The organism is Pseudonocardia sp. P1 (genome assembly GCF_000178675.2).
In the GTDB taxonomy this organism is placed as follows: Bacteria; Actinomycetota; Actinomycetes; order Mycobacteriales; family Pseudonocardiaceae; genus Pseudonocardia.
In genome coordinates this window covers 2,409,391-2,423,719 of the sequence record NZ_ADUJ02000001.1, presented here as the reverse complement: position 1 = coordinate 2,423,719, position 14,329 = coordinate 2,409,391, and the positions used below count along the sequence as shown (strand labels likewise).

The window sequence follows — 14,329 nt, the reverse complement described above, 5'->3', positions numbered from 1 at the left end:
CCGCACAGCCGCACAGCCGCACAGCCGCACAGCCGCACAGCCGCACAGCCGCACAGCCGCACAGCCGCACAGCCGCACAGCCGCACAGCCGCACAGAAGGACCTCCATGCGCTCCGACACCCTCGACAGGTTCCTGTGGGACCTCGCCGCCCGCGTCCCCGCCCCCGGCGGTGGCGCGACGGCCGGCCTGCACCTCGCCCAGGCCGCCGCGCTGCTCGGCATGGTCGCCCGCTACAGCGACGGCGACCGCTACGCCCGCGACGCCGACACGATCTCGTCCGTGCGCAACCGCGCCGACGAGCTCCGCGTCGTCGGGATCGGGCTCGCCGAGGACGACGCCCGCGCCTTCGCCGCCGTCACCGCCGCCTACGCCCTGCCCCGGGGCACCGAGGAGGAGAAGGCGGCCCGGTCGTCGGCCATCGGGTGGGCGCTGGTCGAGGCGGGACGCGTCCCGGCCCGGGTCGTCCGGGAGGCCGGGCAGGTGGTCGACCTCGCCGAACGGCTGCGGCCCGTCGGCAACCCGAACGTGATCACCGACGTCGGGGCCGCGGCCGACGCCGCCCGCGCGGCGGCGAGCACCGCCCGGCTCAACGTCGAGATCAACCTCGCGGGCATCACCGACCCGCTCGCGCGGATGGAGCTCGCCGAGGCTCTCGACGGGGTCGACGACGTCCTCCGCCGCGCCGACAAGGTCACCGCCGACGTACGGGAGCAGATCCGCCGATGACCACCACGTCCACGTCCGCGCCCGCCGCGGCCGTCCTCGACGGGACCGGGCTCGCGCGGGAGATCCGCGCGCGGGTCGCGGCCGGTGCGGCCGAGTCGGCCGGACGGGGCGTGCCGGTCCGGCTCGCCGTCGTGGTCGCCACCGACGACGAGGGCGCAGGCTGGTACGTCCGTTCGCTGTCCGGCGCGGCCCGCCGGGCAGGGATCGTGTGCGACGTCGTCGCGCTCGCCCCGGACGCCGACGCCGGGACGATCCGGCGCACCCTGGCCGGGCTGAGCGCCGACGACACGGTGCACGGGATCGTCCTGCAGACGCCGCTTCCCGACGGGGTGCGGGTCTCCGAGCTCGCCGCGGAGATCGTGCCCGAAAAGGACGTCGACGGGGCCAACCCGCTGTCCGTGGGCCGGCTCGCGGCGGGCCTGCCCGCCCACCCGCCGGCGACGGCGGCCGCCGTCCTGGCGCTCCTCGACCATCACGGCATCGCGCTCGCCGGCCGCAGCGCGGTCGTCGTCGGGCGGTCGCTGGTGGTCGGGAAGCCCACCGCGCAGCTGCTGCTGCAGCGCGACGCCACGGTGTCGATCTGCCACCGGCACACCAAGGACCTCGCCGAGCACACCCGCCACGCCGACGTCCTGGTCGTGGCCGTCGGTCTGATCGGCCTGGTGCGCGCCGAGCACGTCGCGGAGGGCGCGATCGTCGTCGACGTCGGGACCAACACCGCCCCGGACGGCAGCCTCGCCGGCGACGTCGACGCCGCCGACGTCGCGACCCGGGCCGGGGGGATCACGCCCGTGCCGGGCGGGGTCGGCCCGGTGACGACGGCGCTGCTCCTCGACCACACCGTGCGGTCGGCCCGGGCGCACGGCTGACCCGGTCGGGCGCGGTGGCTCAGACGACCGCGCGGATCGCCTTCTCGAACCCGATCACGTGGTCGCGGGCCCGCTGCTCGGCCTCGTCGGCCCTGCGCTCGCCGATCGCCCGGAGCAGGCCGGTGTGCTCGCCGACGTGCCGGTCGAAGTGCGACATCCGGTCCAGGAACAGGCAGAAGATCCTGGTCGCCAGGTTGTCGTAACGGATCAGCGTGTCCTCGAGGTGCGGGTTCGCCGCGGCCGCGTAGATCGCGCGGTGCACATGGAGGTCCCAGCGCATCAGGGAGTCGCGGTCGAGGGTCCGCACGTCGAGACCGTCGATCGTGTCGGCCAGCTCCACGAGGTCGGCGAGCACGGCGGTGCCCGCCGACTCGGCGGCCCGGCGGGCGGCGAGCGGCTCGAGCTGGACCCGGATCTCGGAGATGTAGGCGAGATCGGTGATGTCGACGCCGGTCGCGAACGTGCCGCGGCGCGGGTAGGAGATCACCAGACGGTCGATCTCGAGCCGCTTCAGCGCCTCCCGGACGGGGGTGCGGCCGACCTCCAGCGCCTTGGCCAGCGCGACGTCGTCGATCGCCGTCATCGGCGGGATGTCGAGCATGATCAGTCGGTCCCGGATCGCCGTGTAGGCCTTGTCGGCCAGGGAGGCGTACTCCGGCTCACTGACATCGGGAAGAGCGGTCACTACCGCATGGTAACCCCGCACACCGATCTGACAGTGCACCGTCAGTCCGCCGACTCTTGACGACAGTTGATATATCAATGCAGCATCTCACGGGCGGGTCCTGTCGCCACGGCCCGCCCGGAGGACGCGGAAGCCCGAGGAGACACCGTGACCCGTTCGTTCATCCTGACCCTGAACTGCGCCAACCGCACCGGCATCGTGCGGGCGGTGAGCGCCTTCCTGTTCGAGCGCGGCTGCGACATCGGGGAGTATCAGCAGTTCGACGACCCGATCCGCGAGCGGCTGTTCCTCCGCACCCAGGTCGTGGCCCCGGAGGGCGTCGACCTCGGCACGGTGGCCCGCGCCTTCGAGCCGGTGGCGACCGAGTTCGGGATGGACTACGCCTTCTCCGGCGACGCCCCGGCCCGGATCCTCGTGATGGTGTCCCGGCTGGGCCACTGCCTCAATGACCTGATCTTCCGGTGGCGGGCGGGCAACCTGGGCGCCGACATCGTCGCCGTCGTGTCGAACCATCCCGACCTGCGACCGATGGCGGAGGCGGCCGGCCTGCCGTTCGTGCACATCCCGGTGACGCCGGAGACGAAGCCGGAGGCCGAGGCACAACTCCTGCGGACGGTCGACGAGTTCGACGCCGAGCTCGTCGTACTCGCCCGCTACATGCAGGTGCTCTCCGACGAGACCTGCAAGGCGCTGCACGGCCGCGCCATCAACATCCACCACTCGTTCCTGCCCGGCTTCAAGGGCGCCCGGCCCTACCACCAGGCCTACGACCGCGGGGTGAAGCTGGTCGGTGCCACCGCGCACTACGTGACCCCCGACCTCGACGAGGGCCCGATCATCGAGCAGGAGGTCATCCGGATCGACCACGGTCACCACCCGACGGCGCTGCAGATGGTCGGCCGCGACGCCGAGGCCCTGGCCCTGTCCCGCGCGGTGCGCTGGCACTGCGAGCGCCGGGTCCTGCTGTCCGGGACGAGCACCGTCGTCTTCCGCTGACCCGACGCTCACAGGATCCGCTGACTCTCACGGGATCCGCTGACTCTCACGGGATCCGTGGACGCTCACGGGATCTGCTGACGCTCACGGGATCCGCTAGCGCTCACGGGATCCGTGGACGCTCGCGCGATCGCGTGAGCAATACCGGGTTCGGTGAGCGTCTCGCCGGATCCGTGGTGCTCCGGGGCCTCGTCGACGCGCACCGGATTCCCGGACGCTCACAGAGCCTGTCGGCGCTCACGCGTTCCGCGGGCGCTCACGCGTTCCGCGGGCGCTCACGGGATCCGTGGACGCTCGCGCGATCGCGTGAGCGGTGCCGGGTTCGGTGAGCGTCTTGCGGGATTCGTGGGTGCTACGGGACCTCTGACGCGCGGAGGGGCTTGGGCCCCCACGGGACCTGCTCGCGTCCGCGGGCTCTGCCGACGCTCACGGGGCTGCCGATGCTCCCGGGGCCTGGCGACGCGCACGCGATCTGTCGGCGCTCGCGGGATCCGTGGACGCTCGCCCGATCGCGTGAGCGGTGGCGGATCCAGTGAGCGTCTTGCGGGATTCGTGGGTGCGACGGGACCTCTGACGCGCGGAGGGGCTTGGGCCCCCACGGGACCTGCCCACGTCCGCGGGTTCTGCCGACGCTCACGGGGCTGTCGACGCTCCCGGAGCCTGGCGACGCGCACGCGATCTGTCGGCGCTCGCGGGATCCGTGGACGCTCGCCCGATTGCGTGAGCAGTGCCGGGTTCGGTGAGCGTCTCGCCGGATCCGTGGTGCTGACGGGCCTGCCGACGCCCAGAGGATCCGCCGGCGCTCACGGATCCGCTGGTGCTCACGGATCCGCTGGCTCGCACGCGTTCTGACGGCGCTCACCTGGTCTGTCGGCGCCCACGCGATCTGTGGGCGCTCGCGGGATCCGCTGGCGCTCGCACGATCGCGTGAGCGACGGCGGGTTCGGTGAGCGTCTCGGCCGGCTGCGGAGCGGAGCCTGGGGAGCGGAGGCAGGTGAGCTGGGGTGGGCGGGCGGGAGTGGGTCGGTGGGACTGGGCGTGGGGCGGCCCCGTCACTCGCCGGGGTGGCGGGTGACGGGGCCCTCGGGGGTGCTCAGCCGAGGCGCTCGCGCACCCAGTCGTGGAACTCGCCGATGTGGTGCTCGCTCGGGACCAGGACGCCGCCGTCGCGGTACGAGCGCGAGTCCATCGCCACCTGGCAGCGCTCACAGGCCTCGAAGTCCTGCAGGTTGACCCGGTGGAAGAGCTCGACGGACCGGTCGATGTCGGCGCCGGAGTCGACGACCTCGGGCAGGTAGAGCCAGTCGCAGACGACCATGGTCCGCTCCGCCGTCAGCGGGAACATCCGGTGGAAGACCACGTGGTCGGGGACCAGGTTGATGAACACCTGCGGCCGCACGGTGATCGCGTAGTAGCGGCGGTCCTGGTCGGCGCCGACCCCCGGGATCGGGGCGAGCCCGGCCGAGCCGTCGACCGTGAAGCCCTGGACCTCCGCACCGAACTCGGCGCCGTGGCCGACGAAGTACTGCGCGGCGAGGCCGTCGGCGAACTCGGGCAGCACCTCGGTGAGCTCCGGGTGGATCGTCGCGCAGTGGTAGCACTCCATGAAGTTCTCGACGATCTGCTTCCAGTTCGCCTTGACGTCGTAGGAGATGCGCCGGCCGAGCTTCAGGTTCTCGACGTCGTAGCCGACGATCGCGTCCGGCGAGCCGAGCCGGGCGGTGACGTCGCCGATCACCGTCTCCTCGAACGGCGGCGGGTCCTCCGCCAGGCACAGCCAGGCGTAGCCCAGCCACTCGCGGACGTGCACCGTGTGCAGGCCGTACTCGACCTTGTCGACGTCCGGCATCGCGGTCAGGTTCGGCCCGGCGACGAGCTTGCCGTCCAGGCCGTAGGTCCACGCGTGGTACGGACACTGGAAGGAGCGCTTCACCTCGCCGCTCTCCTCGGTGCACAGCCGTGCGCCCCGGTGCCGGCACACGTTCAGGAACGCCCGGACCGCACCGTCACGGCCGCGGGTCACGATGACGCTCTCGCGTCCGATCTGGACGGTCTCGAACCGGCCGGGCCGGTCGAGGTCTGCGCTCAGGACGGAGCAGAACCATCCCGTGTGGAAGATGCTGTCCTGCTCGGCCCGGAAGATGTCCGGATCGGTGTAGTAGTGGCCTGCCAGGGTCTCTCGCAGGCTCTCCGGCAGGGCCTGACCGCGGGTGGAGGGGGACAGCTCACCGGTCGTCATGGCAGTGCTCCTCGTGCAGGACATGGGTGCCCGCGGCTCGGGCCCGGGGCGGGGGAGAGGTCGATCGGGTGTGCGGGACCTGCACGCCGGTGCTCCGCGTGCGCGAGAAATGAGAAGGAAAAACAGGGCAACCGTTGCGTGACAAGCAACCGGTCGCTCAATGTGCACCATGATGGGAGCGCGACCCCCGGGGTCCTGTCAAGAGTCGATTCGGGCGACGATCCGCAGGTCGTCGCACCTGTCGTGGCAGATCGGGCCGGGACTTCCCGAGGGCGGTGCGGGACACGTGGCGGCTCCCGGGTCGTCGGCGTCGGGGGGTGGGCGCCGACCTTGACCGGCGCTCGTGCCGGACCTTAGTCTGTCCAGATATATTAGTCGAGTATCTGATGGCCGCCGTGAGGTGGCCCCTCCCCGGTGATCACCGCACGACCCTCGGCACACACCGCCCGCCCCGCTCCGCGCGGATCCCGATCAGCGTCGATCCGCCGCCCGGATTCCCGAACAGAGGTGGACACCGTCATGGCAGACGTCGAACCGCGGTCCCGGACCGCGGACCTCCCCGAGCCCCCGGAGCCCCCGGAGAGTCCGGAGAGCCAGGAGACCGCGGGCCGCACCGACCGGACCGTCTTCGGCGTGGGCGCGGCCCTGGCGCTGCTCTTCGTGGTGTGGGGCGTCGCGGACCCGCAGGGGCTCGGCGACGCCGCGAGCACCATGATCGACGGCCTGATGCGGGCCGGGGGCTGGGGGTTCATCCTCGCCGCGACCGGCTTCGTCGCGTTCGCGCTCTTCCTCGCGTTCAGCAGGTTCGGCCGGATCAGGCTCGGTGCCGACGACGAGCAGCCCGAGTTCCGGACGGTGTCCTGGATCGCGATGATGTTCTCCGCCGGCATGGGCATCGGGCTGATGTTCTTCGGCGTCACCGAGCCGCTGTCGTTCTACGCGTCGCCGCCCCCGGGGTCCGCCGCACCGGGGACGACCGAGGCGATGCAGACGGCCATGGCGACCTCGCTGTTCCACTGGACGCTGCATCCGTGGGCGATCTACGCCGTCGTCGGGCTGGCCATCGCGTACTCGACGTTCCGCAGGGGGCGCCGTCAGCTGATCAGCCAGGCGTTCGTCCCGCTGATCGGGCGCCGGGCCGCGGAGGGTCCGGTCGGCAGGACGATCGACATCCTGGCGATCTTCGCGACGCTGTTCGGCTCGGCCGCCTCGCTCGGTCTCGGTGCCTTCCAGATCGGTGGCGGCATGCAGGCCGTCGGCTGGGTCGACGGCGACGTCGGCGCCCCGGTGCTGGCCGCGATCGTCGTCGTGCTGACCGCGGCCTTCGTCCTGTCCGCGGTCTCCGGCGTCGCCCGGGGCATCCAGTGGCTGTCGAACACGAACATGGTGCTGGCCGCCGCGCTGGCGCTGTTCGTGTTCGTCGTCGGCCCGACGGTGCTCGTGCTGGACATGATCCCGACGTCGCTGGGCGCGTACTTCTCCCAGTTCTTCGACATGGTGGCGCGCACCGAGGCCGTCGGCGGCGAGCCGATGCTCGAGTGGCTGTCCGGCTGGACCGTCTTCTACTGGGCCTGGTGGATCTCCTGGACGCCGTTCGTCGGGATGTTCCTGGCCCGGATCTCGCGCGGGCGCACGATCAAGGAGTTCGTGGGCGGCGTGATCCTCGCGCCGAGCCTGGTCTCCCTGGTCTGGTTCTGCATCTTCGGCGGTACCGCGGTCGAGCAGGCGCAGACGGGCGCGCGGTTCTCCGGCGACGCGAACGTCCAGCTGTTCGAGATGCTCGGGGCCTATCCGTGGGCGACGGTGACCGGGTTGCTCGTGATGGTCCTGGTCGCGATCTTCTTCGTGTCCGGTGCGGACGCGGCGTCGATCGTCATGGGGACGCTCTCGCAGCGCGGGACCATCGAGCCGAGCCGGTGGGTGGTGGTCTTCTGGGGAGCCGCGACGGGCGCGGTGGCGGTGCTGATGCTGGTCACCGGAGGGGAGGACGCGCTCTCCGGGATCCAGGACCTCACGATCCTGGTGGCCGCGCCGTTCGTGGTGATCATGGTCCTGCTCTGCGTGGCCCTGCTGCGCGACGTCCGGCGGGACCGGGTCGTCCTCCGCAGCATCAAGTCCACCGAGGTGATCGAGCAGGCGGTGGACTGGGCCACCGACAGGCACGGCGACGACTTCTACGTGAAGGTCGGCGCGTTCACCACCGAGGGCGGCGAGGACGAGGAGGTCGGCGAGGACGGCGCGGACCCGGACGACGAGGCCCCACCCGTGCCCGCCGAACCGCAGGCGGAGCCGCCGCCCGCCGAGCCGGCGCCCGCGGTGGAGCCGGTCACACCTCGGTGACGGTCACCCCGGCCTCGCGCAGCTGGGCGAGGGCCCGGCCGGTCGTCTCCTGCGCGACCCCGGCGCAGTGCTCGAGCAGCACCGTCGTCGTCAGGCCGAGCCGGGCCGCGTCCAGCGCGGTCGCCCGGACGCAGTGGTCGGTCGCCAGGCCGACGACGTCGACCTCGCCCACTCCGCGGGCGTCGAGCCAGTCGGCCAGCGGCAGGCCCGACTCGTTCTCGCTCGCGCCCTCGAACCCGGAGTACGCGCTGGAGTAGGCGCCCTTGTCGAAGACGCACTCGATCGGCGCGACGTCCAGCGCCGGGTGGAACGACGCCCCGGGCGTCCCGGCCCGGCAGTGCGGCGGCCACGAGTCGACGAAGTCCGGGGTGTCGGAGAAGTGCGGGCCCGGGTCGACGTGCACGTCCCGGGTGGCGACGACGTGGTCGTAGGAGCCCTCGGCGGCGAGCCGCCCGATCCGGGCGGCGACCGCGGCGCCACCCGCCACGGCCAGCGCCCCGCCCTCGCAGAAGTCGTTCTGGACGTCGACGACGATCAGTGCTCGGGCCATCTCACCCCTCCGTGGCGGGCGTGACGAAGCTGGTCGGGATCGCGGGCTCGCCGCGGGAGAGCTTCAGACCCTCCCACGGTACGGCCACCAGCGCCGCGCGGAGCCGCTCGCGGGCGTCGGGCAGCGAGCCCGTCCCGTCGACCAGCTCACCGCCGCGGACGAGCGGCACCGGCAGCACGCGGTCGTGGTCGCCGAGCTCGGGCTCGGAGCCGTGCGGGAACACGACCTCCTCCACCGCGGTGCCGGTCGGCTTGAACCGGCGCAGCGCCGACTTCCGCCCGCCCCGCGACTCCTTCGCGCTGGACCGCTTGCTCACCGGGCGCCCGTCGACCTCGACGAGCTTGTAGACCATCCCCGCCGTCGGGGCACCGGACCCGGTGACCAGCGACGTCCCGACGCCGTAGGAGTCGACGGGCTCGGCGCGCAGCGACGCGATGGCGTACTCGTCCAGATCACCGGAGAGCACGATCCGGGTGCCGGTCGCGCCGAGCGAGTCGAGCTGGTCCCGGGCCTGCCGCGCGAGCTCGCCGAGGTCGCCGGAGTCGATCCGGACCGCGCCGAGACCGGTCCCGGCCGCCTCGACGGCGTTCGCGATGCCCTTGCGGATGTCGAAGGTGTCGACGAGCAGGGTGGTGCCCGTCCCCAGTGCCGCGACCTGGCTGCGGAACGCGGCGGGCTCGTCGTCGTGCAGCAGGATCCAGGCGTGCGCGGCGGTGCCGGCGGTCGGGATGCCGAACCGCTGCCCGGCGGCGAGGTTCGACGTCGTGGTGAACCCGGCGAGGTACGCCGACCGGGCGGCCGCCACGGCCGCCTCCTCGTGGGTGCGCCGGGACCCCATCTCGATCAGCGGGCGTCCGGCCGCGGCCGTGACCATCCGGGCCGCGGCGGAGGCGATCGCGCTGTCGTGGTTGAAGATCGACAACGCGAGGGTCTCGAGGAGGACGGCGTCGGCGAACGTCCCGGTGACGGTGAGGACCGGGGAGCCGGGGAAGTAGAGCTCCCCCTCGGGGTAGCCGTCGACGTCGCCGGTGAAGCGGTAGTCGCGCAGCCAGCCCAGGGTGTCGTCGTCGACGACGGTCGCCAGCGTCTCCAGGTCGGCGGGGCCGAACCGGAACCCGCGCAGGGCCTCGAGCAGCCGCCCGGTCCCGGCGACGACGCCGTAGCGGCGGCCGTCCGGGAGGCGGCGGGCGAAGAGCTCGAACACGCAGTGCCGGTCGGCCGTGCCGTCGGCGAGCGCGGCGGCCACCATCGTCAGCTCGTAGCGGTCGGTCAGCAGTGCCGTGCCCGGTGCCGGGGCGGGCGGGGGGACGGAGCCGGTCATGGGACGGAGCCTATGCCCGCCTGTGTCACCATGGTGCGCATGACCGCGCCGTCCCCGTCGCCCACCGAGCAGGTCTCGCCGGACACGGACGATGCCACCAGTCCTGACACCCCGTGGCAGGCGATCGTGTGGAACGATCCGGTCAACCTGATGTCGTACGTCACGTACGTCCTGCAGAAGGTCTTCGACTATCCCGAGCAGACGGCGAACGCGCTGATGCTCGACGTGCACCACAAGGGCAAGGCCGCCGTCTCCTCCGGTGACAAGGACACCGTCGAGGTGCACGTGGCGAAGCTGCACGCGGCCGGCCTGTGGGCCACCATGCAGCGCACATGAACGGCTGGAAGCGCAGCGGCCGCGGCGACCGCGTCCGGTTCACCTCCGGCTTCTCCGGGGAGGAGGCCGCGGTGCTCCGCGGCCTGTTCACCGAGGTCCGGCAGATGCTCGCCGACCGGGCCTCGCTGGCCCCCGAGGACGAGCTCGCCACCCTCACCGGCATCCGCACCGGGCCCACCAGCCGGCCCACCGACCGGGTGCTGGCCCGGCTGCTGCCCGACTTCACCACCGAGGACTCGGACCTCGCGGGCGGACTGCGCTCGCTGCACGAGCCGGAGCTGATCGAGGCCAAGGACAAGGCGGCGGAGACGGTGCTGGACACCCTCCCCGAGTCCGGCGGCCGGCTCGAGCTGTCGCCCGACCAGGCCGACGCCTGGCTGGCGGCGCTCAACGACGTCCGGCTCGCGCTGGGCACCGCGCTCGACGTCAGCGAGGACATGCCCGACCAGCTGCCCGACGACGACCCGCGGGGCCAGCACCTGGGCGTCTACCACTGGCTGACCTTCGTCCAGGACTCCCTGGTGCGGGTGCGCCTCCGCGCCTGACCGGGGGTCAGCCGCGCCCGATCCGGTCCGTCGGCGGTGCGGTGAGCCGCGGCGCCGCCCCCAGGTGGGCGACGAGCGCGTCCAGGTCGACCGGGCCGCCGACCAGGTCGGTGCCCGCGGAGAAGGCGTCGAATCCGTCGCCGCCCGCGGACAGGAAGTTGTTCACCGCGACCCGGTACGGGCGGTCGTCCGCGATCGGGACGCCGTCCACCTCGACGCGGCCCACCCGCTCCCCGGCCACGGCGTAGCGGACGTTCGACGACGTCTGCAGGACCGTCGGCCCGTCCTCCACCGTGAACTGCTGGTCCAGCACGGCCCGCAGCTGCGCGCCGGTCAGCGTCATCGTCTGCAGGACGTTGCCGAACGGCTGGACGGTGTAGGCCTGCCCGTAGGTCACCCGTCCCTCCGCGTCCGGGACCAGGTCGGCGCGGACGCCGCCGGGGTTGGTGAGCGCGAGCTGCGCGCCGTCGCCGCGGGAGGCGGCCAGGTGCGCGTCGGCGATCACGGTGCCGAGCGGGGACAGCCCGGACGGCGCCGCCGCCCGGGGGAGCGGTCCGGCGAGGGTGCCGACCGGGCGCTCTGCGAGCGGGGCCGACCCGGCAACGGCCCGGTCGACGATCTCCTGCGCGGCCGGGTCGGGCTCCACGTCGTGGGACACGATCTCGTTGCGGGCGGTGGTGGCGGCCCGGTCGACGTCGCCGTCGGCGGTGATCGTGAGGTCGAGGACGGACAGCAGCCTGCCGAACGACAGGCCCTGCACGAACGGGCGCGGTGCACCGGCCGGGTCGGTGGCGCTGCACACGTACTGCTGGTGCGAGTGGGCGGAGAGGACGGCGTCGACGTCGGCGGAGACGGCCGCGGCGATCCGCGAGCCCGGCCCGCCCGGTTCCAGCGCACAGGAGTCCGGGCCGCCGTCGGAGTCGTCGCCCTGGTGCAGCAGCAGCACCTGGGCCCGCACCCCCTGCGCGGTGAGGTCGCGGGACGCGGCGTCCACGGCGGCGACCTCGTCGCCGATCTCCAGGCCGCGCAGGCCGTCCGGCGAGACGAGCCCGGGCAGCTCGGTGAGCGTCGCGCCGATGATCCCGATCCGGGTGCCACCGGCCTCGACGACGTGGGTCGCCGGCAGCGCCGGGCCGCCGCCGTCCTCGGTGACGTTCGCGGCGAGGACCGGGAAGGACGCGCCGTCGAAGGACGGGGTGAACCGGCAGCCGTCGGACGGGTGGCAGCCACCACCCGCGATGCGGCGCAGCTCGGTGATGCCCTCGTCGAACTCGTGGTTGCCCGCCACCGAGGCCGCCACGCCCATCCCGTCGAGCACCTCGATCGTCGGCTCGTCGCGGAACAGCGCCGACGCCAGCGGGGAGGCGCCGATGTTGTCGCCGGTCGAGAGCAGCACCGAGTCCGGCTCCTCGGCGCGCAGCCGTTCCACGTGCGCGGCCAGGTAGGCGGCGCCGCCGGCGTCGACCTCGGCGCCGTCGTCGCCGGTCACCCTGGCCGAGGACCCCGTCGGCGGCTCGAGGGTGCCGTGCAGGTCGTTGAACGCGATGACCCGGACCGTGCCGGGATCGCCACCGGCGTCCGGACGGCCGGCCAGGGTGCGGGACTCGGCGGCGACGGCCACCGCGAGGACCGACGCGAACACCGCTGCCAGGACGATGCCGGTCCGGCGGGAGGAGGAGGCGGGCACGCCGCGCAGTATCGCCGCGGCGCGCCCGCCGGCACCGTGGCGTGGGTCACGAACGGGGGCGTCCGGCGGATGAACGTTGTGAGCCGCGCCGAGCGATGTGCGACGGCGCGGACCGGGCCCGTATCCTCGGCTGCGTGCTGGCCATCCGAGCGGACCTCGTCGACGAGATCGTCGCGCACGCCCGGCGGGACTTCCCGCTGGAGGCGTGCGGTCAGCTCGTGGGGCCGGAGCACGGCGAGCACGCCGAGCGCTACGTCCCGATGACCAACGCCGACGAGATCGAGAGCGACTTCGCGTTCTCCCCCGTCGAGGACATCAGGCTGGAGCGCGCGCTCGACGCCGCCGGGGAACGCCGGATGCTCGTCGTCCACTCGCACACCCGTGTCCCGCGCCGTCCGCTGACCGACACCGGACTGCCCGAGGCGTACCCCTCGGTCAAGGACGTCGCGCAGATGGAGTGGACCCCCGACCAGCACTGGCTGATCGTCGGGCTGGCCACGGCCGACGGCGAGCCCGAGGTGCGGTCGTACCACCTCGCCGGTGGCGAGATCGTGGAGGACGCACTGCAGGTGGTGGAGTCCTACATGTTCTCCCACACCGGTTCCGACGACGTGCCCGACCGGGCCTGAACGACCCTCCCGCGCACCCGCGCCGGAGGTCACGCGGGAATGTCGCCGTACTCCGGTTGCGTTGTCGCGTGACGAAACGTCCACGGCAACGCAACCCCCAGGAGTGATCACCGAGATGGCCGTCTCCGTCTCCATCCCCACCATCCTTCGCACGCACACCGGCGGCGAGAAGACCGTCGAGGCGAAGGGCGACACCGTCGCAGGAGTCATCGACGACCTGGAGTCGCGGCACAGCGGCATCAAGGGCCGCCTGATCACCGACGGCAAGCTGCACCGCTTCGTCAACATCTACGTCGACGACGAGGACGTCCGCTTCGCCGGTGGCCTCGAGGCCCCGGTCAAGGAGTCCTCGACCCTCACGATCCTCCCGGCCGTCGCCGGCGGTCGCTGAGCCCATCGTCGGCGGGTGCCGGGCGGCGACGCCCGCCCGGCACCGCCCCGTGAGGAGATCGTCAGTGCGTTACGACTCGCTGCTGGACGCCGTCGGCGACACCCCGCTCGTCGGGCTGCCGTCGCTGTCGCCGTCGGAGGACGTGCGGCTGTGGGCCAAGCTGGAGGACCGCAACCCCACCGGCTCGATCAAGGACCGGCCCGCGCTGGCCATGATCGAGGACGCGGAGAAGCAGGGTCGGCTCACCCCCGGCTGCACCATCCTGGAGCCCACCTCGGGCAACACCGGCATCTCGCTGGCGATGGCGTCGAGGCTCAAGGGCTACCAGCTCGTCTGCGTGATGCCGGAGAACACCTCCGAGGAGCGCAGGCAGCTGCTCGCCATGTACGGCGCGCAGATCATCTCGTCGCCGGCGGCGGGCGGTTCGAACCAGGCCGTCGCCGTCGCCAAGCAGCTGGCCGCGGAGCACACCGACTGGGTGATGCTCTACCAGTACGGCAACCCGGCCAACACCGACGCGCACTACCGCGGCACCGGCCCGGAGATCCTGCGTGACCTGCCCTCGATCACCCACTTCGTCGCCGGGCTCGGCACCACCGGGACCCTCGTCGGCGCCGGTCGCTACCTGCGCGAGCAGAAGCCCGACGTCCAGGTCGTCGCCGCCGAGCCGCGCTACGGCGAGCTGGTCTACGGCCTGCGCAACCTGTCCGAGGGCTTCGTCCCCGAGCTGTACGACGAGACCGTCCTGACCGGCCGCTTCTCGGTCGGCTCCTACGACGCGCTGCGCCGCACCCGTCAGCTCGTCGAGGAGGAGGGGATCTTCGCGGGCATCTCGTCCGGGGCGATCCTGCACGCCGCGCTCGGCGTCGCGAACAAGGCGCTCGAGGCCGGGGAACGCGCCGACGTCGTGATCGTCATCTGTGACGGCGGCTGGAAGTACCTGTCCACCGGCGCCTACTCGGGCGACCTCGGTTCGGCCGCGCAGGGCATCGACGGGCACCTCTGGGCCTGACC

Annotated in this window: 14 protein-coding genes; 9 read left to right on the top strand and 5 right to left on the bottom strand. The window is 72.8% G+C overall.

Annotated features, from left to right (window positions below):
• The first annotated feature begins 106 nt into the window (after nt 1-106).
• The gene (locus PP1_RS10695) at nt 107-727 is read left to right on the top strand and encodes a cyclodeaminase/cyclohydrolase family protein (protein WP_010240830.1); all 621 of its coding nucleotides are present in this window, start codon (nt 107-109) and stop codon (nt 725-727) included.
• Nucleotides 724-1,596, top strand: a complete 873-nt coding sequence (locus PP1_RS10690; protein ID WP_010240828.1) for a bifunctional 5,10-methylenetetrahydrofolate dehydrogenase/5,10-methenyltetrahydrofolate cyclohydrolase — start codon at nt 724-726, stop codon at nt 1,594-1,596. The genes PP1_RS10695 and PP1_RS10690 overlap by 4 nt, the downstream gene beginning before the upstream one ends.
• Nucleotides 1,597-1,615: 19 nt before the next feature.
• Here PP1_RS10690 and PP1_RS10685 read toward each other — a convergent pair whose 3' ends face one another.
• The gene (locus PP1_RS10685; protein ID WP_010240825.1) at nt 1,616-2,281 is read right to left on the bottom strand and encodes a GntR family transcriptional regulator; all 666 of its coding nucleotides are present in this window, start codon (nt 2,279-2,281) and stop codon (nt 1,616-1,618) included.
• A gap of 147 nt (nt 2,282-2,428) precedes the next feature.
• Between PP1_RS10685 and purU the strand changes: the two genes are divergently transcribed.
• Entirely contained in the window at nt 2,429-3,277 is an 849-nt protein-coding gene (purU, locus tag PP1_RS10680; protein WP_010240823.1) for a formyltetrahydrofolate deformylase, read from the top strand.
• 1,093 nt (nt 3,278-4,370) lie between these two features.
• On the opposite strand, the gene PP1_RS10675 is transcribed toward purU, so the two are convergent.
• A complete protein-coding gene (locus tag PP1_RS10675) occupies nt 4,371-5,516 on the bottom strand; it encodes an aromatic ring-hydroxylating oxygenase subunit alpha (protein WP_010240821.1) in 1,146 nt (381 codons plus the stop codon).
• Nucleotides 5,517-6,035: 519 nt separating this feature from the next.
• Here PP1_RS10675 and PP1_RS10670 point away from each other — a divergent pair.
• A complete protein-coding gene (locus PP1_RS10670; protein ID WP_033200460.1) occupies nt 6,036-7,856 on the top strand; it encodes a BCCT family transporter in 1,821 nt (606 codons plus the stop codon).
• Here PP1_RS10670 and PP1_RS10665 read toward each other — a convergent pair.
• Entirely contained in the window at nt 7,843-8,406 is a 564-nt protein-coding gene (locus PP1_RS10665) for an isochorismatase family protein (protein ID WP_010240817.1), read from the bottom strand. The genes PP1_RS10670 and PP1_RS10665 overlap by 14 nt on opposite strands.
• A 1-nt stretch (nt 8,407) precedes the next feature.
• Nucleotides 8,408-9,727 (bottom strand): nicotinate phosphoribosyltransferase, encoded by a 1,320-nt coding sequence (locus PP1_RS10660; RefSeq protein ID WP_010240816.1) that lies wholly within the window; start codon nt 9,725-9,727, stop codon nt 8,408-8,410.
• Between the two features lie 39 nt (nt 9,728-9,766).
• Here PP1_RS10660 and clpS point away from each other — a divergent pair, with 39 nt between their 5' ends.
• Nucleotides 9,767-10,063, top strand: a complete 297-nt coding sequence (gene clpS / locus PP1_RS10655; RefSeq protein WP_029239928.1) for an ATP-dependent Clp protease adapter ClpS — start codon at nt 9,767-9,769, stop codon at nt 10,061-10,063.
• On the top strand, nt 10,060-10,608 hold the full coding sequence (locus tag PP1_RS10650; RefSeq protein ID WP_010240814.1) for a DUF2017 domain-containing protein: 549 nt from the start codon (nt 10,060-10,062) through the stop codon (nt 10,606-10,608). The genes clpS and PP1_RS10650 overlap by 4 nt, the downstream gene beginning before the upstream one ends.
• A 7-nt stretch (nt 10,609-10,615) precedes the next feature.
• Here PP1_RS10650 and PP1_RS10645 read toward each other — a convergent pair whose 3' ends face one another.
• Nucleotides 10,616-12,295 carry a bifunctional metallophosphatase/5'-nucleotidase gene (locus PP1_RS10645; protein ID WP_010240813.1) on the bottom strand — a complete coding sequence of 560 codons (1,680 nt, stop codon included), beginning with the start codon at nt 12,293-12,295 and terminating at the stop codon, nt 10,616-10,618.
• A gap of 134 nt (nt 12,296-12,429) precedes the next feature.
• Here PP1_RS10645 and PP1_RS10640 point away from each other — a divergent pair, with 134 nt between their 5' ends.
• From PP1_RS10640 to PP1_RS10630, 3 genes are all read left to right on the top strand, one after another.
• On the top strand, nt 12,430-12,924 hold the full coding sequence (locus tag PP1_RS10640; RefSeq protein ID WP_033200458.1) for a Mov34/MPN/PAD-1 family protein: 495 nt from the start codon (nt 12,430-12,432) through the stop codon (nt 12,922-12,924).
• 115 nt (nt 12,925-13,039) lie between these two features.
• Nucleotides 13,040-13,315: a MoaD/ThiS family protein gene (locus PP1_RS10635; RefSeq protein ID WP_010240811.1), complete on the top strand. Its 276-nt coding sequence runs from the start codon at nt 13,040-13,042 to the stop codon at nt 13,313-13,315.
• A 64-nt stretch (nt 13,316-13,379) separates the two neighbouring features.
• Nucleotides 13,380-14,327, top strand: a complete 948-nt coding sequence (locus tag PP1_RS10630) for a PLP-dependent cysteine synthase family protein (RefSeq protein WP_010240810.1) — start codon at nt 13,380-13,382, stop codon at nt 14,325-14,327.
• Nucleotides 14,328-14,329 lie beyond the last annotated feature (2 nt).

Bases quoted from the DNA above. Each gene is read 5' to 3' on its own strand.
- PP1_RS10695 (WP_010240830.1), top strand. From the start codon at position 107: ATGCGCTCCGACACCCTCGACAGGTTCCTGTGGGACCTCGCCGCCCGC.
- PP1_RS10690 (WP_010240828.1), top strand. From the start codon at position 724: ATGACCACCACGTCCACGTCCGCGCCCGCCGCGGCCGTCCTCGACGGG.
- PP1_RS10675 (WP_010240821.1), bottom strand. From the start codon at position 5,516: ATGACGACCGGTGAGCTGTCCCCCTCCACCCGCGGTCAGGCCCTGCCG.
- PP1_RS10670 (WP_033200460.1), top strand. From the start codon at position 6,036: ATGGCAGACGTCGAACCGCGGTCCCGGACCGCGGACCTCCCCGAGCCC.
- PP1_RS10665 (WP_010240817.1), bottom strand. From the start codon at position 8,406: ATGGCCCGAGCACTGATCGTCGTCGACGTCCAGAACGACTTCTGCGAG.
- PP1_RS10660 (WP_010240816.1), bottom strand. From the start codon at position 9,727: ATGACCGGCTCCGTCCCCCCGCCCGCCCCGGCACCGGGCACGGCACTG.
- clpS (WP_029239928.1), top strand. From the start codon at position 9,767: ATGACCGCGCCGTCCCCGTCGCCCACCGAGCAGGTCTCGCCGGACACG.
- PP1_RS10650 (WP_010240814.1), top strand. From the start codon at position 10,060: ATGAACGGCTGGAAGCGCAGCGGCCGCGGCGACCGCGTCCGGTTCACC.
- PP1_RS10635 (WP_010240811.1), top strand. From the start codon at position 13,040: ATGGCCGTCTCCGTCTCCATCCCCACCATCCTTCGCACGCACACCGGC.